The following is a 22,945-nucleotide window of genomic DNA, read 5'->3' on the forward strand; positions in this document are numbered from 1 at the left end:
AGCCCGCCCCCTTGTGGATACCGCATGTCCCGGTGATACCGCACAGTCGACAAGCCGTCAGCCCCTACGACTCCACGAGTTCAACATCAGTAACCACCCGGCTGGCGCCGTACGGACTGCGGCGCGTCGTGCGGGCCGACGCTGTTGCGGTGTCCGACACCGTGAGAACGGTGACGCGCCGGTGGGCGGCGAGTGTTGAACGTACGCTGCTCCAGCCTACGATCCCCCGAGCGGAGGCCGCCCGCCTCGTTGCGGAGGTCAGGGAGGGCACCCGGCGACTCGTCCTGCTGACCGGAACCGCGGGCGGCGGGAAGAGCGCCGTACTGCACCAGACCTTCACCGCCCTCGATGAGGCGGCCATTCCGGTTCTCGCCTTCCGTCTCGACCGTCTGGAACCCTTCGGCTCGACTCATGAACTGGGGCAGCGGGTCGGCCTGCCCATGTCCCCGGTCGGCGCTCTCGGCGCCGTGGCGGACGGGCGTCCCTGCGTCCTCGTCGTGGACCAGCTCGACGCCGTCAGCATGGCGTCAGGACGCATTCCGGAAACCTTCGACGCGGTAGCCGACTTGGTGGACGAGGCTGCGGCACGTCCCGGCATGCAGGTGGTCCTGGCCTGCCGCGCCTTCGACGCCGAGGCCGATGCCCGCATCCGCAGGCTCACCGCCCCGGACCACTGCTCACGCCTCACGGTCGGATCGCTCTCCGATGCCCAGGTCGACAGTATCGTCACCGGCATAGGCCTGGATGTCTCCCGACTGGCCCCGCCGCAACGCGCGTTGCTGCGCTCACCGCTGCATCTCGTCCTCCTCGCCCAGGTCGCGGATCAGGAGGAGGCTCTTCTCTTCCACACCACTCGGCAGCTTTTCGACGCCTTCTGGGACACCAAACAGGAGGCGTGCGCTCGGCGTCCGTCCGTGCGTTTCCACGACGCGGTCTCGGCCGTCGTCACCGCCATGAGTGCGCGCCAGCGGCTGTCCGTGCTGCAGAGCGTGCTCGACACGGACGATCTCGCTGCCAGCCGGAAGGTACTGGAGTCAGAACACGTCTTTGTGCGGTACGACGGCCGTCAACTGGCCTTCTTCCACGAGAGCTTCTTCGACTACGCCTTCGCCCGGGAATGGCTCCGGCGGGAAGAGGGCCTTGTCGCCTTCCTCACCGGCGGGGAGCAGGAGTTGTTCCGCCGCGGACAGCTCCGGCAGGTACTCGACCACCTGCGGGATCTCGACCCGGAACGGTTCACCGAGGAGGTCGAGACACTGCTGACCAGTCCGGACATCCGTTACCACCTCAAGCACCTGACCTTGGCCGTGCTGCGCGGCCTGGACGCTCCCACCTCTTCCGAGTGGGGCGCCGTCGCCCGTGTGCTGGACACCCGCCCACCCTTCCGGGAGCGCCTCGTCGACATGCTCGGCACGCCTGCCTGGTTCCGTCGTGGGGACGACGAGGGAGTCTTCGAGAACTGGCTCGACAGCGTCGACACGAGAGAACAGGAGATGGCAGTAAGACTGTTGGTGGCGGTCGCCGATACCCTACCCGACCGGGTGGCCCGCCTTCTGGAACCACACACCGCTGACCCCGGGTACGGTGCGTGGCTGATCCGGATCATTCCCCGCGCCCGCCTCGCCGGCAGCCGCCCCCTCTTCGACCACCTGCTCGCCGGCGTGCGAGCGGGCCTCTTCACCGGGCTCGAACACGCTCTTTGGGACCCGGTGGGCGACCTGGCGGCCGAAGAACCCCTTTGGGCAGTCGAGTTGCTGGGCGCCCTGATGGAACGCCCCGACGCCCTCCAACTCGACGACCAAGGAAGGGTGGCGGTACTGCTGATCCGGGACCACGCAGCACTCAAGACGGTGACCGCCGCCGCTGCGGGCGCATCGGAGGAGTTCTGCATCCGGTTCCTGCCAATCCTCCTGGCAGTCATGAGCCTGACCGCTTATCCGGTACGGACGGGGTGGCCGGTCCATGACCGCCACTTCTCGCACCGCCATCCCGGCGACGACCCCGGCGACCTGGGCGATGCCCTGCTGCAGGGCACGGCCCAAGCTCTGCGGAGTACAGCAGGCCGGGACGCCGCGCGAACGCGTCAGCTCGTGGAACAGCTGGTGAGTGAGCCGTACGAAGCGGCGCAGTGGCTGCTCTACCAGGCGCTGGCCGCAGGGGGACCCGACCTCGCCCCGTGGTCCGCCGAAATCCTTCTCCAAGGCGGAGACCGTCTGCTGTCCGGCTACGCAGCCAATGCCGTATGGGGCGCCCGCGAGGTTCTCCGCGCCATCGGCGGCGTCCTGCCCGACAACACTTTCGGGCGGCTGGAGCAGTCCCTGCTCCACCTGCGCCTTCCCCCGGACGGAAGACTCTCGCCCTGGCACGAATTCACCCTGTTGACAGCGTTTCCCGAAGGGCGGCTCTCCGAGCGGGCGACGCGTCGACTTGGAGAACTCCGCCGGCTTCACGGCGATCGACGGGAGCCGGATGAACCGGAGGGGGTGACGGGTGGGTTCGTCGGACCGCCCATCCCGGCGGAAGCGGCCCAGCACATGAGTGACGATCAGTGGCTGAGGGCCATGAGGAAGCACGGCCGGGACCGAACCGACTGGGTGACCCATACCGGTGGGGCGCGCGAGCTGTCCCACGTCCTGCGGAGCATGACGGTGGCGGACCCCGGCCGCTTCGCGCGGCTCGCCGTGCGGATCGACGCCGGGACGCATCCGGCCTACGGTGTCTCGCTGCTCCTCGGCCTTGGGGAGGCCGAGCAGTACCATGATCCGGAGACCGTTTTTGCGGCGGTGCGCCACTTTGCGGGCAGGGGCAGGCCGGAGCAGGACCGGTGGCTGGGGCACGCCCTGCGGAAGTACCTCGACCACGTGCCGCTCGACCTGGTGGAGGCACTCCTGAGCCGCGCTCTCGACTCGGGTGAGCCGAGCGACGCCGACGATCTGTTCGGCGCGGACGGGGGCGATGTAACGCGTGACCTGTTCACCGCCGGGATCAACACCGTACGGGGGAGCGCGGCCGAGAGTCTGGGCGATCTGCTCGTCCACGACGCGGACGCGTCCCGCGCCACCCTGATTGTTCCCCATCTGGGCCGACTGGCGGCCGACCCCTCCCTCGACGTCCGGGCGTGCGTGGCCCACGTGCTGCATGCTGCGATCCGTCACGACCGTCCGGCGGCGGCCGATGCCTTCGCGGTGCTCGTCCAGGCCCCCGACCACCTGCTGGCGTCACCCTACGTTGCCCGCCTGGCCGTTGCCCTGATGCACGGAGACCCGGCGTTGGTCGGGCCGCTGACGGAACGCATGCTGTACTCCCCGGTGGCGCCAGTGCGCCAGGTCGGGGGCCAGGTCGCCGCGCTGGCCGCGATGGAGTGGGAGATCCCTGACCTGCTGGCCAAGGTGCTCGTCGGGGATGACACGGCACAGCGGCAGGGGGCCGCCGACGTGTGCGCCCAGCGCCTCCGGAACACCGGTGACGCTGCCCTCGCCCATCATGCACTCGTCCGGTTCTTCCACGACCCCGAGGAGGGCGTGCGGGAAGCCGCCGCCACGGTGGCCGCCGCGCTGCGCGGCCGACGTCTGAGGCCCTATCGGCGGACACTGACCGCACTGATCGACTCTCACGCCTTCGGAACTGCTCTGCCTCAGCTGCTGATCACGCTCGAGCACGCCCCTGACCGGGTTGACGAAATGGTTCTGACATGCGCGCGGCGCTTTGTCGCGGTATTCGGAGCCGCTTCCGCCGACTTGGCCCGTGGTGTGGCAGCCGACGCCCGCCACATCGGCCGCCTGCTGGTTCGCGCGTATGTCCAGGCATCGTCACCCGTGCTCAGGTCCGGGATTCTCGATCTACTGGACGAACTGCTGCTGTTCGGGTCCTACGGCGTGGCCGAGGCGATCAACGACTCCGATCGGTGCTGAACGGGGCCGGTCCGCAGACTGCTCCCGGCGTGCGCCGCCGCGCGCCCCGGCGTGCGTCCAGCGCGCCGATGAGCCGGCCTGAAAAGTCCGCTGCTCCCGGTGAGCGAGTGCTGTCCTGTGAGGATGAAGCATGATTGGAATCGCAACGGCCGCGTGGCCTTCCTCGACACGTTGCAGCCTGAAGCACGCGCGGCCTTCGAACAGCTCGGCAGCCAACATCACTACGTCAGGGGAGACGTACTCATCCATGAGGGCGACCACACTCAGGATCTAGTGGTCCTCCACGAAGGCTTGGTGAAGGTGACTGCCCGACTGGACCGTGACCAGATGTCGCTCGTGGACATCTGGAACGGTGGGGATGTCGTGGGCGAAGGGGCGGCCATGGGCGTCGGACCGCGATCGGCCACGGTCACCGCCTGCACCGATGTGGTCGCCGCCGTCGTCCCGAAGCATGAGCTGGATGCCTTCCTCTTCGCCCGTCCTGCGATGACGGTGTCGCTCTTCCAGATGGCCTGCGCTCGGCTGCGCCGGTCCGACCGCCTGCGTCTCGAACTCGGCCGATACCCGCTCCCGGTCCGGCTGGCACGAGTCCTTGTTGAACTCGCGGAGTCGTACGGGCGGCCCGCAGAGACGTTTAGGGGCCCCAACTGGAACAAGGTGCGCATTGATGTGGAGCTGTCCCAGCCGGAGTTCGCCGCGCTCACCGCGTCCACCACGGACACCGTTCACAAGGCTCTCGCTCACCTACGGAAGCGCGAGATCATCACCACTGGCGACCGGAAGACCTCCGTCGAGGACATGGCCCGGCTACGTAAGGCAGCCCGGCTGAGTGTGTCGTGACCTTGGAGCATGGCAAGTAAGCCGCATTAATGCGGCTTGTGCAGCCATTCCCACCCCTTCCGCCCACAGTTGGCGTGTACCGCACCCAACCCCATCTGGAAGGTGGCGAATTGTCATGAAAGAGATCTCTCCTCCCCAGCCGCCGGTCGGCCCGCCACACCGTCGGCTGTGCTTGGCCGCGGATGTGGAGCAGTACGGCCGTCTCGACACCCAGACGCAGATGGCCGTCCAGTCCGAGCTGGTCCGGATGTTGGACGAGGCGGCGATGCTGACTGGGCTGGACCGGGCAGCCTGGAAACGTCAGCCGCAGGGCGACCTGGAGTTCGCCGTCCTCCCCGAAGCCACGCCGGAGGATGCAGTGGTGGGCCCCTTCGTCCACCACCTCGCGGTCCGTCTCGGGGACCGCAACGCCCGCCCGGCCGCCCAGCGGGTCAGGCTGCGGATGGCCGTGGACACCGGCGTAGTCGCGGACGCCACCCTCGGCCACGCCGGCCCGGCCCCGGTCGCCGTGGCGCGCTACGTCAACGCACCCCAGCTCAGAACCGTACTCGCCGCCCTCACTGCGGCGGATCTCGCCGTCATCGTGTCGGACCGGCTGTACCAGGACGTCGTGCGGTCCGGGTGGCGGGACCTCGACCCCGCACACTACGTGCGGGTCCATGTGCGGGAGAAGGAGTTCGGCGGCTACGGCTGGATCCGCGTGCCGGGCCACGCGCCGGACGACGTGCGGTCGGCCTTGGCGCGTGCCTCGGAACCTAAGCCCTCGCTGGACGCAGGCGCCCCGAGCCGGACGACCCTGTCCCAGTATGTCCACCAGGGCGCTGCTGTCGGTCGGGACGTCGTCGGCGGTCTCACCGTCGGCTTGCCCGTGTCCCCGCCGCCAGCCGGCTCCGGGCCCGCCCGGTGACGGCCCCCTACAAGGTCCCGCCCTGGTGCGAGCGGGGCGACAGTCAGTGGGCGGACTACGGGGTGAACGTCGGCCACGCCGTGTACGGCGGGATTCACTTCCACCCGCCCGCCACACCGTCCCCGCGCCGGAACGGGGCGGCGCACCGAGCCCGTATGACGTGGCAGGCCGCTGTGCGATCGGCCCTGACCGACCTCACACGTGCCTGCGGCCGAGCCGCTGCCGCCCTGGCATACCTCTGGCCCGACGAGGCCGGAAAGGAGGAGGGATGACATCGACCGGACCCGGGAGCGTCTTCGCCCGGATCGACCAGGTCGTCCTCGGACCGCCCGGCACCACGCAGCCGTCCCTGACGGTGCACGTCGACTCCCGTACGGTCCTGCTTTCTCCGGAGGAGAGCAGGAGAGCCCTCTACGGTCCACGACGGGACGCGGCGCTGGGCGCGGCGGTCTGGCGACAGGCTGTCATCGAGGCGCGGCGGGAGCCGCGCAACGGCAACGGCACCGGACGGCTGTTCCTCGTGTGGCTGGTCCTCCCCGGGCTGTACCGGAACCTGCACCGGATCCTGCGTCTCTGGGGGCGGGTCGACCGGGCTGACCTGGAGGCGGAGGCCGTCCTGGCAGTGCTTGCCGCCCTCGACGCGGCGGATCCGGACGGTCCGGACCCGGGGGGCTGCCTGATCAAGGAAGCGGTGAACCGGATGTGGGCCTACGCGAAGCGCGTCACGCGGGAGATCCCTATCATCGACATCGGTGCCTTCGCCGAAGCCCGCAACGCCACCGTCTCGCCAGAGGAATGGCCCCACCCACCCGAGGGGTGGGAAGTGCACATCGCGCCCCCGCCCCGCAGCGAGGGCCTGTACGCCACGCTCCGTTTCGCCGAGCCGCAACCCCAGAACGACGGCCGGCGGATCGGTGCCCGCCTGCCCGACCTGGTGTTCCGGGCTCGCCGCCATGAGGAGGCCGACCTCATCGGCACGCTGGTCCTGCGCCCCGCGGGAGACCGGCGGTGAGCCGGCGGTCCGGCCCGCCGCTCGGCTTCGCGGAGGCCCTTGACCTGCCCCTCAGCGTCGACCTGCGCACAGCCGCTCGCGCCTTTGGTATCTGCCCCGCGACGGCGTACAAGCTGATCCACCTCGGCACCTTCCCGTGCCCCGTGCTGCGGGTCGGCAGACGCTACCGCATTCCCACCGCCTATCTGCTGCGCACCCTCGGTATCGAGGAACGCCCGGTGTATGCCGTCCCCCTGGATGACGGCCCGACGCCCGCAGCCCGGCCCCACGACGTTCACGTTCGTACATCGGAGGTATCAGCATGATCACGTCACAGGAGTGGCAGGAGCCCGAGCAGCCCCGGAGGTGCTTCGTAGTTGGCCCCATCGGCGACCCGCACGCCGCGCACGGCAGCCCTGAACGCGAGGCATACGAGCACCACCTCGGCATTTTCGAGCAAGTGATCGTCCCCGCCTGTGAGAAGTACGGCATCAGTGCCGTACGCGCGGATGGCATCGCGCACGCTGGTGACATCAACGAGCAGATCTGTCGGCACGTCGTCGAGTCCGACCTGGTCGTTGCGGACGTCAGTGGTGGCAATCCCAACGTGATGTACGAGTTGGGGCTGCGGCACATCACTGGTAAGCCGACGATCCACATCGGGGAGGCTGGACAACTGCCCTTCGACATCGCGTCGATCAGGACGATTCGCTACCAGCGGACGCGCAGCCATCTGGCCGGAGCGCGCAAGGAGATCGAGAGTGCCCTGGAAGCAGGGATCCGGGACGGTTTCGAACTCCTCACGCCGGCAAGAGTGCTGCGCGGACTGCAGACCGGTGTCGGACCGGCCTCCGCTTCGGAGGCCGACGACGGCGGGAAGGGGGAGGACGAGGACTCCCCGGGTCTGCTCGATGACTTCGCCGTGATCGAGGACGGGCTGGACGAGATGACCGCCGATATGGAGGCGATGACGAAGACGATCGAGACGATTGGAGTGCTGACTGAACAGTCCGGCACCGAGATGCTCGATCTGACCCAGGCGAACGCGCCCATGAGCGCGCGGCTCGCGGCCGTAGCCCGGTACGCGGAGACGATCAGCGCACCGGCGGGCGAACTGAACACCGTCGCCGCCGCGTTCGCGGAGCGGATGGCGACCTTGGACAGCGGGGTGCGGGCCGCGTTGGGGCTCATCGAGATGACGCCACCCGACGAGCGCGGCGAGGAAACGGAGGAGTTCCTGGAGCAGCTGATGACCCTGGACGAGGCTGCACAGGACGGTCTGGCGCAGATCGGCTCCTTCGGCACCTCGGCGGGCGCCATGGTCCGGGTGAGTCGGCACCTCCGCAAGCCGGTCAAGGAGATCTCCGCTGCGGTGAAGCAACTGACCTCTGCCATCACGAGGATGGGGGAGTGGGCGACCAAGGCCCGTGCGCTGGCGCACAGTGCCACCGCATAACACAGCCTCGCTGGGACCCGGACCTCCTCAGGAGCCCGGGTCCCGTTCTTGACCATTCTCAGCGGCGCCTCACCCCGGCACAGCGACAGGCACCAGTCTGCCGTCCCCGAGGTGTAGCCAGCCGCGACCGGGGGCGATAGGTCGGCCAGTGATGGAGTCGCCGATTCTGATGCCGATCGCATCGCCGGTGCTCCGTTCCCGCGGGGACAACAAAAGGCCACGATGGGCCCTCATCGTCTCCTCGAGCCAGCCGAGGCCGAACGGGAGTTTGTCTTCGCGACAACCCACCACCAAGGCCGTACCTTCTTCGAATCCGTGCTGTACGACGCTCTTGAGTAGATGTCCTGCGTCACATTTGTCGAGGACCTCCGCGTCGTCTATTACTACGACGACCGGTTCTTCGGGGGATGCCGACGACAGGGCTGCCTCGAGCTCGGCGGTGCTGAGGTCGTCGCGTACGAAGCAGTCCACCACTCCGCCCTGGTCGGCGAGCTCTCGCAAGGGGGACGCTTTGGGCGCGACCAGGACGACGCGGGCATGAGCGGCGAGCAGAGCGCGCGAGATGTTCAACAGCGCTGTGGATCGCCCTGATCCCGGTGGCCCTGCCACGATGAATGCCGGAGCAGTTCCGGTTGAGAGGTCAGGCCCGTACGCATACTGCTCTTCTCCTGTGACTCCCGCGAGTGCCCACAAGGCTGGTGTCGCCGGATCCCGCATCGACCACGCCTCGTCGAAGCTGATCCGTTCCGGTAGATCCTCGAAGCAACGTTGCGCCTTCAACGCCTCATGGGCCGCTTCCCAAAGTCCGAGGAGAAGCACGTGGTCCTCGAGCATCAGGTGCGCCACGTGAGAGAAGGCTACGACCGCCTCACGAGTCGGCAACTCGTCGTGGGTGTACCAACGGATCCAGTCATCTGACGGAATGCCTGTCTTCTCACCCAGATAGGTGAACGACCACTGTCGCTTGACCCTGTGCTTCCGGAGGAAGCGGTGCAGCATGACCAACTCATGTCGTGCCGGAGAAGGGGCCACCTCGAACTCTCTGCTTTCGACCCCGTAGAACGTGGCATTCGCCGGCCTGCTCTCACCTACTGCATCAGCCATCTGCACGAAGCCTTCACCGCGGCGCACGACGCCTAGGAAGACCCTCAACGCATCCTTGTCGTCCCACAAGGCCTGCGCCGCGTTGATGATCAACCCCTTCAGGGATTCCTCGGAGTAGTCGACGCGTGCAGCCGCTTCGTCGAGGTCAGGAGGCGGCTCCTCTTCGGCTGATGTCCCTTGCTTATGTGTTTCCCCGACGTCCTCAGTGGGGGTTCTCGCCTCGTCACCGACGCCAGAAGCAGCGGCATCGATCGGTGGTTGCACGGATGCTTGCGCGACCGTCTCGTCGTACGCCTGCTTCCACAGACCTTTGAACCGTCTGACTTCGCCCTCGGGGTCGTCGCGACCCGCGTCCTCGGACAAGACGGCGACGATGAGATCCAGGCGACCCAGTTTGGGGAGGTCCGGTCTCTGGAAGGTGTCCAGCACGGCCTGGTGGTTCACGATCCAGTAGTCCTGCGCATCCTTCCCGATCCGGTCGCGGATGCTTCGTGCGGATGGGATCCCAGCGTCCAGTCGTAGATCGTGCAGGCTGTCGTTGAGCTTCTTGAGCACGGGGCGTCCGTGCAGGTTCGGCTTCCTCCAAGACTGGACGCCAGCCATGTGCTTCCCCTCGTCGGCCTGTGTCAAGTCCTGTCAAGCAGATGGGCCGACAGGCATGCACGACATCTTCGATTATCGGCCGAGAGCATGTCGTGCGACGGGAATTTTTGGCCGAAGCTGTCAGGTGGCGTCTCGGGTCGTCAAGGTCTTCCGCGAGGGACACACGCTGGGTGCACACCCCCGTTATCTCTCGTACGGAAGGCGAATGCCAATGGAACCCGCAAGTGCGCGTGTTGCTGTCCTTCTGCTGGTCGGCGTGCTCGTCACCATCCTGGCTCTGTACGCACCAGAAGCGGGTGCCGCTGTCGTGGGAGCCGCCACGGTTGTGGCCCTCCTTGCCGAGTTCACAGCCCGCAAGTGAATCCGGTCCGTTCGATCGGATTGCTCAGGGTCCTGGTCCCATGGATGGCTGCGTGTTCTTCTGCAGTCGCAGGGCCAGAGGATGATCACGGGTGGCGAGGGCTGCCGCTACTCTGCCAACGGCACCGTCCACGCTTTCGTGCTCCCAGACGCGCAGTGGCAGTCAACCCAGGGACAAAAGATGTGCATCGGTCTCCTCGCCTCGGAGGGCGTTGCCCTGGAGCTTCTGGCACCCCCACTCGGAGTTGTGCTTCGAAGCGCGTAGCTGTTTCTGGCATACGTGCCAGAAACAGCCGTGGACGAACACCGCGGTCCACCATCGAGCGAAGGCGACGCTGGCACGGCGGCATCCCAGGGATGGGCAGGTTCACGCGGTACCGGAAGCCCACCTCCAGACAACTGCTGAGCGATCGATTGGGTCACCAGCCGTCGTTCGGCACCACAGGTGGTCCGTCGTGAACAGACTTGTCTGACCGCCACGACGGGAGACCCGCGCGTCATGCGGACCCGCGGCGCCGTGATGTACCCGCCGTTCCTGCATTCTTGGCCAGCCGTGGACGTCGCCCGCACGGCAGCCGTCCTCATGGTCAATCCCATCCCGGCCAAGGACGCCGGTCTCCTGCCTCAGCTCATCCGCCTCATGCTGGAGCAACGCTTCACCCTCGTCGAGGGCTGGTGGGACACCGCCGCCGACTTCGCCGCGCATCCGAACGTCACGTACCTGCCCCGCGTGTATGACACGGCGTCCCTGTACCGCAGCCATCGTGCGCTGCTGGTTCCCTCCGCCGTCGGAGAAGCCTTCCCGTGCGTGATCGTCAAGGCTGCCCTCCACGGCGTCCCGAGCATCGGCACCGACCGGGGCGGCATCCTTGAAGCCATCGGTGCCTGGCAGGTCGGTGCGTGGAAGCACGTCGTCCGTGTGCAGAGTGGTCTCCGGAAACTTTGATGGCTCACCAGGCAAGTCAGCATCTGGTCAGCATGAGTCGCCGGGTTTTCCCGGAGGATTGCCTGAACAGGTGCCGGTGCGGCGCGAAAGCCCATGCGTGAAGCCGTCTTGCCCGAGCGGAGCGATGTTCCTCACAATCCTTGACCGTCGTGACTCGGTGTACAGTCGAGACCGCCCTTGACCTGCACAAAGCAGGCAGGGAGCCGTCTTTCAGGAGTCCTAAATGCTGCGTACTCTGTTCAAGTCCAAGATCCACCGCGCCACCGTCACCCAGGCCGACCTGCACTACGTGGGATCCGTGACGATCGACGCCGATCTGCTGGACGCCGCCGATCTGCTGCCCGGTGAGCTCGTGCACATCGTCGACATCACCAACGGCGCCCGCCTGGAGACGTACGTCATCGAGGGCGAGCGGGGGTCCGGTGTGATCGGGATCAACGGGGCCGCGGCCCACCTCGTCCACCCCGGCGACCTGGTGATCCTCATCAGTTACGCCCAGGTCACCGACGCCGAGGCGCGGTCGCTGAAGCCGCGGGTCGTGCACGTGGACGGCGAGAACCGTATCGTCGCCCTGGGCGGCGACCCGTCGGAGCCGGTACCGGGGTCGGACCAGGAGCGCAGCCCTCAGGCCGTGTCCGCCTGATCCCACCCTTACGAGGAGCGCGCCGTGGGCGACATCGAGATCCGTGACGACCGGGCGGCGGGCCGCCTCGAGGCGAGGGGCGACGGCGAGGTGGTCGGCCGTATCGAGTACTTCGTCCTGGAGGCCCCCGAGCGCGCCCTCGTCCCCGTGCACACCGTCGTCGAGCCGGCGCACGAGGGCAAGGGCATCGCGGGTTCGCTGGCACGCGAGCTGTACACCCTGGCGCGGGACGAGGGCGTCGCCGTCGCCCCGCTGTGCCCCTACGTCGCCAAGTGGGCCGAACGCCACCCGGACGAGGCCCCCGCGGCCGATGCCGAGCTGCTGCGCGCAGCGAAGGAACGGCTCGTGGCCCGTCCCGAGCGGTTCTGACCGGCGTGCTGGCCCTGCTGCACACCTCGCCCGTCCACGTGCCGGTCTTCGACGCCCTGCGCGACGAGGCGCACCCCGGTCTCGCGCTGCGGCACCACGTCGACGCCGGGCTGCTGGACCGGGCACGCCGCGAGGGACCGCAGGCGGTGGGCGCGGACGTGCTCGCCGTGCTGCGGCGCGCCGTCGCCGAGGGGGCGCGGGCCGTGCTGTGCACCTGCTCGACCGTCGGCGGCGTCGCCGAGGAGGCCGCCGACGGGGCCGGGGTGCCGGTGCTGCGGGTCGACCGGCCGATGGCCGCCGCCGCGGTGGCCGCCGGCCCGCGCGTCGTCGTCCTCGCCGCGCTGGAGAGCACGCTCGCGCCGACCCGGGCGCTCGTCGAGGAGGAGGCCCGGCGGGCCGGGCGTCCCGTCGAGGTGCGCACGCTCCTGGTCGAAGGTGCCTGGCCGTGCTTCGAGGCCGGGGACACCGACCGCTACGCACGCCTGGTGGCGGCGGAGGCGGACAGGGCCGACGACGTCGACGCGATCGTCCTGGCCCAGGCGTCCATGGCACCCGCCCGGCGGCTGACGACCACCCGGGTCCCGGTGCTGGCCAGTCCCGGACCGGGTCTGGCCGCCGGCGCGCAGGCCGTCCGCAATGGTCCGTCCGCGCTCCGGGGAGCCGCTGCGGACCCCCTCGGCCACTCGGGTTCCGCCCTTCGCGCGGGGGAGTGAGTGGGGACACCGCAGTCGGGTAGGCGGGGGACAAGTCCAGAGCCGCTGTCGACCGACTGGCCGGAGGACCCGCCATGACGAACCCGTATCCGGATCCCGTCCCGCCCGGGCCCACCCCGGGACCCACTCCGGGGCCGGACCCCACGCCTCCACCTCCGACGCCCGGACCGGGCCCGGTTCCGACGCCCCCGCCGCCACCTCCGGACCCCGGCCCGGAACCGACCCCGCAGCCCCCGGGCCCGGGACCCGAGCCGACACCCCAGCCCCCGAACCCCGGCCCGGCCCCGGGGCCGCAGCCGACCCCGCCGCCCCCGCACCCCGGTCCGCCGGAGCCCTCCCCGTCACCGATCCCGCCGGGACCGGAGCCGGTGCCGAACCCCGAACCGGGTCCGCCGCTCACCTGACCCGGGAGCGGGGCGGCGCGAGCCGCACCGTCCCACGGCGGTGGACGACCGTACCGGCCGCCCACCGCCGCCGCCTCTCCGCGCACCGCGGCCCGTCGCCGGCCCACACGAACCGCCGCCCACCGTCCCGACGGCGACGCAGGCACCGTGATCTCCGACCGGCCCACCCCGCCCCTGCCGGCACACCGGCCGGGCACTCCGGCGGCCGACGGGCGCTGTTTATCCGCCACTTGGCGTGACCAACCGGCCGATTGCCGTCTTGTCATGGCCTGTTACCGGCACTTACTTTTGCCCCTCCTGACGCAATGTCGAAGGGGACACCCATGGCCGTACGCGGCCGGCACCGCCGGTACCAGCCGAACAGGATCAACCGGGCCTCGCTGACCGTCACCGCGGGTGGCGCAGGAATCGCGCTCCCGCTCATCGGCACCGGCTCGGCCCACGCGGCCGACGTGGAGACCTGGGACAAGGTCGCCGCCTGCGAGTCGAGCAACGACTGGAACATCAACACCGGCAACGGCTACTACGGCGGGCTGCAGTTCAGCCAGACCACGTGGGAGGCCTTCGGCGGCACCGCGTACGCACCGCGTGCCGATCTGGCCACCAAGGACCAGCAGATCGCCGTCGCGGAGAAGGTCCTCGACGGGCAGGGCCCCGGCGCCTGGCCGGTCTGCTCCGAACGCGCCGGACTGAGCCGGGGCGGCGACAGTCCCGACATCCGCCCGGCCGGGGGCGCGGGGGCCGGGAAGAGCACCCCGAAGACCGAGGGCGAGCCGGCCGCGGAGAAGCCCGCGAAGAAGCCCGGCAAGGCCCCCGACGTGCGGCCGCAGACCGCGCCGCAGGCCCGGGCCGGCCAGGCCCGGATGTACACGGTGATCACCGGCGACACCCTGTCCGGCATCGCCGACAGCCACCAGGTCCGGGGCGGCTGGCGGGGACTGTACGAGGCCAATCGCGATGCCGTCGGAGCCGACCCCGACGTGATCCTGCCCGGTCAGCGGCTGGCGCTGCGCGGCGAGGACACCGCGACGGCGCCCCGCACCGGGACGGGGACGCCGCGGCAGGCCGAACCGAGACATCCGGCCGAGCGGAAGTCACCGGCCGAGTCGAAGAAACCGGCCGAGCGGAAGAAACCGGCGAAACCGCAGCAGGCGGCCAAGCCACAGCAGGCGGCGAAACCGCAGCAGACCAAGAAGTCCTCCTCCGACGCCGGGAAGGCCAGAACCACCGCCGGACACGCGCTCGTGGCCCCGGTCGACGCCTCCACCGGTACGCCGTACCACCAGGCGGGCGCCTCCTGGTCGAAGGGCTACCACACCGGCGTCGACTTCCCGGTCCCCACCGGCACCTCCGTCAAGTCGATCGCGGCGGGCCGGGTCGTCAGCGCCGGCTGGGGAGGCTCGTACGGCTATCAGGTCGTCGTCCGGCACACCGACGGGCGGTACTCGCAGTACGCGCACCTGTCGGCGATCTCCGTGAAGGACGGCCAGACCGTGAGCGCCGGCCAGCGCATCGGCCGCTCCGGCTCCACCGGCAACGTCACGGGCCCGCATCTGCACTTCGAGGTGCGGACGGGGCCCGATTTCGGCTCGGACGTCGACCCGGTGGCGTACCTGCGGGCCGGCGGGGTCAGGATCTGATCCGCACCCGGTGCCGGCCGAGGTCGGGCAGCGGCACGTAGGACCCGCCGTAGCCTCCGTACCCGTCGTAGAAGGGGCCGTAGGAGAGCTGGGCCTTTGCACGTGCCGCCGGCTGTGCGGCCTCGCGGAGCCCCACGGCGGGCACGGAGACCGGGACCGGCGGCGCCGGCAGGGTGACGAGGCACCTGCCCGGCGGCGGAACGGTGACGGACGACAGCCCGCCGGCCTGCGTACAGGGCACGGCGTCCTCCGGGTCCGGCTCGGACGGGTCCGGCTCGGGCAGGCCCCGCCCGGACGGCGTCCGCCCGGTGCCGTCCGTCTTCGCGGCCTCCCGCGCGAGACGTTCCGTCGTCAGCAGGATCAGCCCGCCCGCGGCCACCACACCGCAGCTCAGGGCGAGCGCGGTGCCGGTCGTGCCGTGGCGGAAGGTCTCGCCGAACATCGTGATGCCGACCACCGCCGCCACCACCGGGTTCACCACCGTCAGCGTGGCCAGCGGGGCGGCGAGACCGGCCCCCCGGTAGGAGGCCTGCGACAGCAGCATGCCGGCCGTGGCGAGCACGCCGATCACGGCCAGGGACGGCAGGTCGGCGGCGGACACCCCGCCGGTCCAGTCGACCGCGACCGTCTTGGTGAACACCGAGGACATGCCGAACGCGACGCCGGACGCGGTCGCCAGCAGCACGCTGCGCGTCGCGGGGTGCCGGTGCGCGGCCCGGCCGGCGATCATCAGGGCGACGAGCGCCCCGCCGGTCACCCCGGCCACCAGTACCCGCTGCGCCGTGTCCAGCGACTGCGCGTCGGACGCGCCGACCAGGGACAGCAGACCCGCGAGACCGGCCGTCGCCATGAGCGCGCCCCGCCAGGCCGTCGCGCCCGCCCTGCGGCCCACGAACAGCGCCGCCATCGGCAGGGCGAACACGATGGTGAGGGCACCCAGCGGCTGCACAAGGCTCAGCGGGCCGTAGGCGAGGGCCACGACGTGCAGCAGACCGCCCAGGCCGTTGAGCGCGACGGCCGCCCACCAGTCGGGGCGGCGCAGCGGGGCGTACCGGACGTGGGCGGAGGACGCCGCGACCCGCTCCTGTACGATCGCCCCGCCCGCGTACGCGACGGCGGAGACGAGCGACAGCAGCACGGACAACGCGAGGGCGCTCATCGGCTGCTCCTCTGCGCGAGGCGGGGGCCCTGGGCCCGGTGCGGCGAACGGTCGTCATCCATGGACAACACGATGCCGTCCACGCCTCTTCCCGTCGTCGTCCTTGAGCACTCATTGCCTCATACTGCCGATGGAGTATCAGGACGGCGCCGTCCTCCCCCAGGTGGGCACCCGCCGCCCGGCACCCCCGACTTCCTCCCCTAGGGGACCTGCCGTCACCGGCCCCTGAACACCCCGGCCTCCGAACACCCCGGCCCTGAACGCTCCCGCCCCGAAGGTTCCCCGTCCCCGCGCTCTTCCCCGCGGGCCCCGTCTGGGTGACCATGTGGGGACCAGCCGCCGAGCAGGGGGAGGTTCCGGGTGCGTGTGGGACTGCTGACCCGGGAGTATCCGCCCGACGTGTACGGCGGCGCGGGCGTACACGTCGAGTTCCTCGCCCGGGAGCTGGCCCGCCTGGTCGACCTGGACGTGCACTGCTGGGGCGAGGGCGGTGCCGACGGCGTCCGGCGCCACCGCCCCTGGCCCGCGCTCGACGGCGCCAACGACGCGCTGCGCACCTTCTCCGTGGACCTCGCCATGGCCGCCGCCCTCGAAGGGCGCGAACTGGTGCACTCCCACACCTGGTACGCCAACCTCGGCGGCCGCCTCGCCCAGCAGCTGTACGGCATCCCGCACGTCGTGACCGCCCACTCCCTGGAGCCGCTGCGCCCCTGGAAGGCCGAGCAGCTCGGCGGCGGCTACGCCCTGTCGGGCTGGGCCGAACGCGAGGCCGTCGAGACCGCCGACGCCGTGATCGCGGTCTCCGGCGCCATGCGCGAGGACATCCTCGCCTGCTACCCGGCGCTGGATCCCGCCAAGGTCCACGTCGTCCACAACGGCATCGACACCGCGCTGTACCGGCCCGACCCCGGCACCGGCGTCCTGGACCGGCTGGGCCTGGACCGTTCCCGGCCCTACGTCCTGTTCGTCGGCCGCATCACCCGCCAGAAGGGCGTGCCCCACCTGCTGCGGGCGGTGCGGGACATCGACCCGGCCGCGCAGGTCGTGCTGTGCGCGGGCGCCCCCGACACCCCGGAGATCGACCGGGAGTTCCGCGATCTCTTCGCCGAGCTGAGCCGGGCCCGCGAGGGCGTGCACTGGATCCCGCGGATGCTGCCGCGCCCGGAGGTGATCCAGCTGCTGACGCACGCCGCCGTCTTCGTCTGCCCCTCGGTGTACGAGCCCCTCGGCATCGTCAACCTGGAGGCGATGGCCTGCGGCACACCCGTCGTGGCCTCCCGCGTCGGCGGCATCCCCGAGGTCGTGGCGGACGGCGGGACGGGGTTGCTCGTCCCCCGGGGCGACAGCGACGGCGACCACGGGGACACCGGTTTCGAGGCGGGTCTGGCCCGGGCCCTGGACTTTGTCCTCGGCGACCCGGAGGCCGCCCGGCGGATGGGCGAGGCGGGACGGCGGCGCGCGGTGGAGGAGTTCGGATGGGACGCGGTCGCCCGCCGCACCGTCCGGCTCTACGAGGAGATCCTCCGGAAGGCATAGGCGACGGTGCCCACGGGCAGGCATGGGCCACCAACGAGGGTGAGGGGAGCGGCCATGCGTCGTGGTGGTCCTTCGGTGCTCGGAATCGTCCTGGCGGGCGGGGAGGGCAAACGCCTGATGCCCCTGACCGCGGACCGCGCGAAACCCGCGGTCACCTTCGGCGGCACGTACCGCCTGGTCGACTTCGTGCTGTCCAACCTGGTCAACGGCGACATCCTGCGGATCTGCGTCCTGACGCAGTACAAGTCGCACTCGCTGGACCGGCACATCACCACCACGTGGCGGATGTCGAGCCTGCTCGGCAACTACGTCACACCGGTCCCCGCCCAGCAGCGCCTCGGCCCGCGCTGGTACCTGGGCAGCGCCGACGCGATCCTCCAGTCGCTGAACCTGGTGCACGACGAACAGCCCGAGTACGTCGCGGTGTTCGGCGCCGACCACGTGTACCGGATGGACCCGCGGCAGATGCTCGCCCAGCACATCGAGTCCGGCGCGGGTGTCACCGTGGCCGGGATACGGGTGCCGCGCGCCGAGTCCTCGTCCTTCGGCGTGATCACCCCGGGGCCCGACGGCCGCACCGTCACCGGCTTCCTGGAGAAACCCGCCGATCCGCCCGGCCTCGCCGACGACCCCGAGCGGGTCTTCGCCTCGATGGGCAACTACCTCTTCACCACCAAGGTCCTCGTCGAGGCGCTGCACCGGGACGCCGAGGACCCGCACTCCGTGCACGACATGGGCGGCTCGATCCTGCCCCAGCTCACCGACCGGGGCCAGGCCGCGCTGTACGACTTCAGCACCAACCATGTACCGGGAGAGACCTCCCGCGACCAGGGCTACTGGCGGGACGTGGGCACGCTCGACGCCTACTACGACGCCCACATGGACCTGATCGCCGAGCGCCCCGCCTTCAACCTCTACAACCGCGACTGGCCGGTCTACACCCACTCCGCCCAGCTCTCCCCGGCCCGCTTCAACGCCGGCGGCATGGCGAGCGAGTCGATCATCAGCGCGGGCTGCCTGATCCGGGGGCAGGTCACCCGGTCCGTGCTGTCGCCGGGCGTGGTGGTCGACCCGGGCGCGGTGGTGCAGGGCTCGGTGCTGCACGACAACGTGCACATCGGCCGGGGCGCGGTGGTGCGCGGGGCGGTGCTGGACAAGAACGTCCAGGTGCCGCCGGGCGCGACGATCGGCGTCAACCCGGAGCGGGACGCCGACCTGTACACCGTCTCCAAGGGCGGCGTGATCGCGCTCGGCAAGGGACAGCGGGTGCCGTGACCGCACGGCCGCGGCCCGCCCGGACGCCAGGCACGGCGCCCGGTCGGCCCGCAGCCGTCCGGGTGGCAGAGGCGGGGCGGATGGCGCCGGGCGGGTGACGCCGCTCACGACGGCACGACCACAGACACCCCGTGCGTCCCGGGAGTCCGGCCCCTTCCCACAGGGGCCGGACTTTAATCTGCTGTTAACTGTGCGTAGCGTGATCATACTTGACCGTAATCGTCGGGGAGCGATTGACTGCTGGTCCACCCGACGTCCTTGCGAGGCATGCTCTTGACTTCCGACCTGCTCGCCCCCCTCGACCTGGCGTTCTGGAACATCGAGTCTCCGGAACACCCCATGCACCTCGCGGCACTCGGCGTCTTCCCGGCCCGCTCGGCCGGCGCGGGCTCCCGGGCGGCGGAGCTGCTGGCGGCCCGCGCCCCCTCGGTGCCCGGCCTGCGGATGCGGATCCGGGACACCTGGCGGCCGCCGCTCGCCCTGAGCCGGCCCTTCTCCTACGGCGGCGCCACCCGCGAACCCGACCCCGGCTTCGACCCGCTCGACCACGTCCGGCTGCACGCCCCGGTCACCGACTTCCACGCCCGCGCGGGCCGCCTCATGGAACGCCCGCTGGCCCGCGAGCGGCCTCCCTGGGAGGCCCATGTGCTGCCCGGCGCGGACGGCGCCTCCTTCGCCGTACTGTTCAAGTTCCACCACGCGCTGGCCGACGGACTGCGGGCCCTGGCCCTCGCCGCCGGTGTGCTCGACCCGCTCGACATGCCCGCGCCCCGCCCCCGGCCCGAGGAACCGCCGCGCGGCCTCCTGCCCGACGTGCGCCGCCTGCCCGGCCTGGTGCGCGGTGCCCTGTCCGACGCCGGACGCGCCCTGGACATCGGCGTCAGCGCCGCCCTGTCCGGCCTCGACGTGCGCTCCTCGCCCGCGCTCACCGCCGCTTCCTCCGGCACCCGCCGCACCGCCGGGGTGGCCGTCGACCTCGACGACGTGCACCGCGTCCGCAAGACCGTCGGCGGCACCGTCAACGACGTCCTGATCGCCGTCGTCGCCGGCGCCCTGCGCCGCTGGCTGGACGAGCGGGGCGACGGCAGCGAGGGCGTCGCGCCCCGCGCCCTGATCCCCGTCTCCCAGCGCCGCCCGCGCACCGCCCACCCGCAGGGGAACCGGCTCTCCGGCTACCTGATACGGCTCCCCGTCGGCGACCCCGACCCGCTGTCCCGGCTCGGCGCCGTGCGCGCCGCCATGGACCGCAACAAGGACGCCGGGCCCGGCCGGGGCGCCGGCGCGGTGGCCCTGCTCGCCGACCACGTGCCGGCGCTCGGCCACCGGATCGGCGGCCCCCTGGTCGGCCAGGCCGCCCGGCTCTGGTTCGACATCCTGGTCACCAGCGTGCCCCTGCCCGGCCTCGGACTGCGCCTCGGCGGCCACCCGCTCACCGAGGTCTACCCGCTCGCGCCGCTCGCCCGCGGCCACTCCCTGGCGGTCGCCGTCTCGACGTACCGGGGGCGGGTCCACTACGGGCTGGTCGCCGACGCGAAGGCCGTACCGGACCTCGACCGCTTCGCCGCGGCGCTGACCGAGGAGGTGGAGACGTTGCTCACTGCCTGCGGCCCTTGAGGCGTACGGGTTTGGTCCCCGTCCCGGCGCCGCATAAAATCCGCTGTTCGACAGCGGGCGCGTCAGGGAGCGCCGCGACGGTGACCAGGGAACGGCAGCGGCGATGACGGTGACACAGGACGGTTCGGCGGCCACGGACGAGGTGGCGTACGGCCCGGGCATCGACCCGGAGCGGCTCGCCGTCTGCCTGAGCGTGCTGGAGGAGCTCGACGGGCTCGAGATCGACCACCCGGACGCGGTCGCGGTCCGCCGGGCCACCTCGCACATCTACCGCATGGTCAAGCAGCGCCGCCGCCAGGAGCGCCGGGCCGCGAAGACCGCCCACGACAGGGCGGTCACCGAGGCCACCGCCACCGGCTCCGCCCAGCGCATCGACGACGAGACCGAGGGCATCCTCCCCTCCTCCCGCACGGAGGAGGGCACGATCGCGGGGATACTCCAGCGCCCGCGCTCCTGCTACGTCTGCAAGCAGCGCTTCGTCGAGGTCGACTACTTCTACCACCAGCTCTGCCAGCCCTGCGCCGCCGAGAACCGGGCCCGCCGCGAGGCCCGCGCCGACCTCACCGGCAAGCGCGCGCTGCTCACCGGCGGCCGGGCCAAGATCGGCATGTACATCGCGCTCAGGCTGCTGCGCGACGGCGCCCACACCACGATCACCACCCGCTTCCCCAAGGACGCCATCCGCCGCTTCAAGGCCATGGACGACTCCGCGGACTGGATCCACCGCCTGGAGGTCGTCGGCATCGACCTGCGCGACCCGGCCCAGGCCGTGGCCCTGGCCGAGCAGGTCGCCGAGCAGGGCCCGCTCGACATCCTCATCAACAACGCCACCCAGACCGTGCGCCGCCTGCCCTCCGCCTACGCCGCGCTCGTCGAGGGCGAGAGCGCCCCGCTGCCGGCCGGCGAACTGCCCGCCCACCACGTCATCGGCGCCTTCAACTCCGGTGCGGTGGACGGCCTGGCCGCGCTGCCCGCCGGAACCTCGGGCCTGGACGCCCAGCAGGTCGCCGACCTCGCGCTGGTCGCCGGCAACGCCAGTGTCGTCCGGCACCGGGAGGGAACCGCCATCGACGCCGGCGGCCTGCTCCCCGACGTCGTCGACACCAACACCTGGGTCCAGACCATCGAGCAGATCTCCCCGGTGGAGCTGCTCGAGACCCAACTGTGCAACTACACCTCGCCGTTCATCCTCATCAGCAAGCTGCGGCCGGCGATGGCGGACGCCGCGCGCAAGTCGGGCTCCGGACGCGCCTACGTCGTCAACGTCTCCGCGATGGAAGGCGTGTTCGCCCGCGGCTACAAGGGCGCGGGCCACCCCAACACCAACGCGGCCAAGGCCGCGATGAACATGGTGACGCGGACCAGCGCCCAGGAGATGTTCGAGACCGACCGCATCCTGATGACCTCGGTCGACACCGGCTGGATCACCGACGAGCGTCCCCACTTCGACAAGCTGCGCCTGGCCGAGGCCGGCTTCCACGCCCCGCTCGACCTGGTCGACGGCGCGGCCCGCGTCTACGACCCGATCGTGCGCGGCGAGTCGGGCGAGGACCTGTACGGCGTCTTCCTGAAGGACTACGCGCCCGGCAAGTGGTGATGACGGGAACACCGGCCCGCCGGCCCTGACCCGCCGGGGCGGTCAGTCGACCGCGCCGAGCCGCGCGTGGCGTGCCGCCACCAGCTCCAGCACCGTACGCCAGTCCTCCAGGACCCCGGCGTCGAAGACGGTGGTGCGGGCCTCCTCCTCGGCCTGCCGCAGGCTGAGGAGGTCGTCGTCGGGGAACCGCGCGTCCGGCCGGGCGTGCCGGTGCAGCAGACCGGCGACCCGCGGACCGAGCAGGGGCCGCACCGCGCCCGCCGTCAGAACGGCCGGACCGCCGGGCCACAGCAGCCGCCCCACCGGCGACACCAGACCGGCCACCTGAAGTTCCTTGTCGGCGGGGCGCCGTCGGCGCAGCAGCGCGGCGGTCCTGAGCGCGTGCCCGTGCGCGTCCGAGGGCCCGCCGCCGTGACCGGCGGACGACCGCACTCCCCGGCAGGCGTACAGCAGATCCATCAGCTCCTCGACACTGCGCAGTTCCATGCCCAGGTCCTCCCACGAGACAGCCGTTGCCGAACCGCCAGACCAGCACGACGACCTTGCGGCCCGGCCAACGGCGCCTGAACGGTGCGACCCGTCGCCGCCGCGTGTCGGAAGTCCGGTCGCACAGGTGAGCCGAACGGGTGAGTCATGCACCGGGCGAAAGCGGGCGGAACGGGGCATGACGTCCCCAACTCTGCGTGGAGCGGCGGGCAATGGTTCTCCCATGTTTCGAGCCCCGTAGAGCGCGCCTCCGCTCATTTGGTTAGTCTGGAGCGGACGGACAGCGACAACCGGGGCCCTACCCACACCCATGGTCCGTCAGGGACGAACCGCACCACAACGGCCCGCTCCCGTACGAGTTGCCGGCGCCACCGCGTCCGAACTGCATTCG

At 70.8% G+C, this 22,945-nt stretch carries 18 protein-coding genes; 15 read left to right on the plus strand and 3 right to left on the minus strand.

Annotation, left to right across the window (positions count from 1 at the left end; translation table 11 throughout):
* Positions 1 to 149: 149 nt before the first annotated feature.
* The 6 genes from ACFYOJ_RS15425 to ACFYOJ_RS15450 all read left to right on the plus strand — a co-directional run bounded on the left by ACFYOJ_RS15425 (position 150) and on the right by ACFYOJ_RS15450 (position 8,105).
* On the plus strand, positions 150 to 3,911 hold the full coding sequence (locus tag ACFYOJ_RS15425; protein ID WP_356558089.1) for an ATP-binding protein: 3,762 nt from the start codon (positions 150 to 152) through the stop codon (positions 3,909 to 3,911).
* 153 nt (positions 3,912 to 4,064) lie between these two features.
* Positions 4,065 to 4,751: a Crp/Fnr family transcriptional regulator gene (locus tag ACFYOJ_RS15430; protein WP_356558090.1), complete on the plus strand. Its 687-nt coding sequence runs from the start codon at positions 4,065 to 4,067 to the stop codon at positions 4,749 to 4,751.
* Between the two features lie 172 nt (positions 4,752 to 4,923).
* Positions 4,924 to 5,658 (plus strand): hypothetical protein, encoded by a 735-nt coding sequence (locus ACFYOJ_RS15435; RefSeq protein ID WP_356558091.1) that lies wholly within the window; start codon positions 4,924 to 4,926, stop codon positions 5,656 to 5,658.
* A gap of 268 nt (positions 5,659 to 5,926) precedes the next feature.
* Positions 5,927 to 6,670, plus strand: a complete 744-nt coding sequence (locus ACFYOJ_RS15440; protein WP_356558092.1) for a hypothetical protein — start codon at positions 5,927 to 5,929, stop codon at positions 6,668 to 6,670.
* A complete protein-coding gene (locus ACFYOJ_RS15445; protein WP_356558093.1) occupies positions 6,667 to 6,975 on the plus strand; it encodes a helix-turn-helix domain-containing protein in 309 nt (102 codons plus the stop codon). The genes ACFYOJ_RS15440 and ACFYOJ_RS15445 overlap by 4 nt, the downstream gene beginning before the upstream one ends.
* Positions 6,972 to 8,105 carry a hypothetical protein gene (locus tag ACFYOJ_RS15450; RefSeq protein ID WP_356558094.1) on the plus strand — a complete coding sequence of 378 codons (1,134 nt, stop codon included), beginning with the start codon at positions 6,972 to 6,974 and terminating at the stop codon, positions 8,103 to 8,105. Before ACFYOJ_RS15445 ends, ACFYOJ_RS15450 begins: the two co-directional genes overlap by 4 nt.
* Before the next feature lie 69 nt (positions 8,106 to 8,174).
* Here the strand turns inward: ACFYOJ_RS15450 and ACFYOJ_RS15455 are convergent, their stop codons facing one another.
* Positions 8,175 to 9,764 carry an ATP-binding protein gene (locus tag ACFYOJ_RS15455; RefSeq protein ID WP_356558095.1) on the minus strand — a complete coding sequence of 530 codons (1,590 nt, stop codon included), beginning with the start codon at positions 9,762 to 9,764 and terminating at the stop codon, positions 8,175 to 8,177.
* A 907-nt stretch (positions 9,765 to 10,671) separates the two neighbouring features.
* Here ACFYOJ_RS15455 and ACFYOJ_RS15460 point away from each other — a divergent pair.
* The 5 genes from ACFYOJ_RS15460 (at position 10,672) to ACFYOJ_RS15480 (ending at position 14,887) form a co-directional block, all read left to right on the plus strand.
* Positions 10,672 to 11,118 carry a glycosyltransferase gene (locus ACFYOJ_RS15460; protein WP_356558096.1) on the plus strand — a complete coding sequence of 149 codons (447 nt, stop codon included), beginning with the start codon at positions 10,672 to 10,674 and terminating at the stop codon, positions 11,116 to 11,118.
* Between the two features lie 223 nt (positions 11,119 to 11,341).
* Positions 11,342 to 11,761, plus strand: a complete 420-nt coding sequence (panD, locus tag ACFYOJ_RS15465; protein WP_356558097.1) for an aspartate 1-decarboxylase — start codon at positions 11,342 to 11,344, stop codon at positions 11,759 to 11,761.
* A gap of 24 nt (positions 11,762 to 11,785) precedes the next feature.
* Positions 11,786 to 12,130: a GNAT family N-acetyltransferase gene (locus ACFYOJ_RS15470; RefSeq protein ID WP_356558098.1), complete on the plus strand. Its 345-nt coding sequence runs from the start codon at positions 11,786 to 11,788 to the stop codon at positions 12,128 to 12,130.
* A gap of 5 nt (positions 12,131 to 12,135) precedes the next feature.
* Positions 12,136 to 12,843 carry an aspartate/glutamate racemase family protein gene (locus tag ACFYOJ_RS15475; RefSeq protein WP_356558099.1) on the plus strand — a complete coding sequence of 236 codons (708 nt, stop codon included), beginning with the start codon at positions 12,136 to 12,138 and terminating at the stop codon, positions 12,841 to 12,843.
* A gap of 727 nt (positions 12,844 to 13,570) precedes the next feature.
* Complete coding sequence (locus tag ACFYOJ_RS15480; protein WP_356558100.1) at positions 13,571 to 14,887, plus strand: transglycosylase family protein; 1,317 nt, start codon at positions 13,571 to 13,573, stop codon at positions 14,885 to 14,887.
* Here the strand turns inward: ACFYOJ_RS15480 and ACFYOJ_RS15485 are convergent.
* Entirely contained in the window at positions 14,877 to 16,046 is a 1,170-nt protein-coding gene (locus ACFYOJ_RS15485) for a DMT family transporter (RefSeq protein WP_356558101.1), read from the minus strand. The two genes, ACFYOJ_RS15480 and ACFYOJ_RS15485, sit on opposite strands and share 11 nt — an antisense overlap.
* Before the next feature lie 360 nt (positions 16,047 to 16,406).
* Here ACFYOJ_RS15485 and glgA point away from each other — a divergent pair, with 360 nt between their 5' ends.
* The 4 genes from glgA (at position 16,407) to ACFYOJ_RS15505 (ending at position 22,068) form a co-directional block, all read left to right on the plus strand.
* Positions 16,407 to 17,582 (plus strand): glycogen synthase, encoded by a 1,176-nt coding sequence (gene glgA / locus ACFYOJ_RS15490; RefSeq protein ID WP_356558102.1) that lies wholly within the window; start codon positions 16,407 to 16,409, stop codon positions 17,580 to 17,582.
* A 54-nt stretch (positions 17,583 to 17,636) separates the two neighbouring features.
* Positions 17,637 to 18,857, plus strand: a complete 1,221-nt coding sequence (gene glgC / locus ACFYOJ_RS15495) for a glucose-1-phosphate adenylyltransferase (RefSeq protein ID WP_356558103.1) — start codon at positions 17,637 to 17,639, stop codon at positions 18,855 to 18,857.
* Between the two features lie 273 nt (positions 18,858 to 19,130).
* On the plus strand, positions 19,131 to 20,471 hold the full coding sequence (locus ACFYOJ_RS15500) for a wax ester/triacylglycerol synthase family O-acyltransferase (RefSeq protein ID WP_356558135.1): 1,341 nt from the start codon (positions 19,131 to 19,133) through the stop codon (positions 20,469 to 20,471).
* A 103-nt stretch (positions 20,472 to 20,574) separates the two neighbouring features.
* Positions 20,575 to 22,068: an SDR family NAD(P)-dependent oxidoreductase gene (locus ACFYOJ_RS15505; RefSeq protein ID WP_356558104.1), complete on the plus strand. Its 1,494-nt coding sequence runs from the start codon at positions 20,575 to 20,577 to the stop codon at positions 22,066 to 22,068.
* Between the two features lie 42 nt (positions 22,069 to 22,110).
* On the opposite strand, the gene ACFYOJ_RS15510 is transcribed toward ACFYOJ_RS15505, so the two are convergent.
* The gene (locus ACFYOJ_RS15510; protein WP_356558105.1) at positions 22,111 to 22,554 is read right to left on the minus strand and encodes a hypothetical protein; all 444 of its coding nucleotides are present in this window, start codon (positions 22,552 to 22,554) and stop codon (positions 22,111 to 22,113) included.
* Between the last annotated feature and the right edge of the window lie 391 nt (positions 22,555 to 22,945).

The organism is Streptomyces sp. NPDC006384 (assembly GCF_042870695.1).
Taxonomy (GTDB): domain Bacteria; phylum Actinomycetota; class Actinomycetes; order Streptomycetales; family Streptomycetaceae; genus Streptomyces.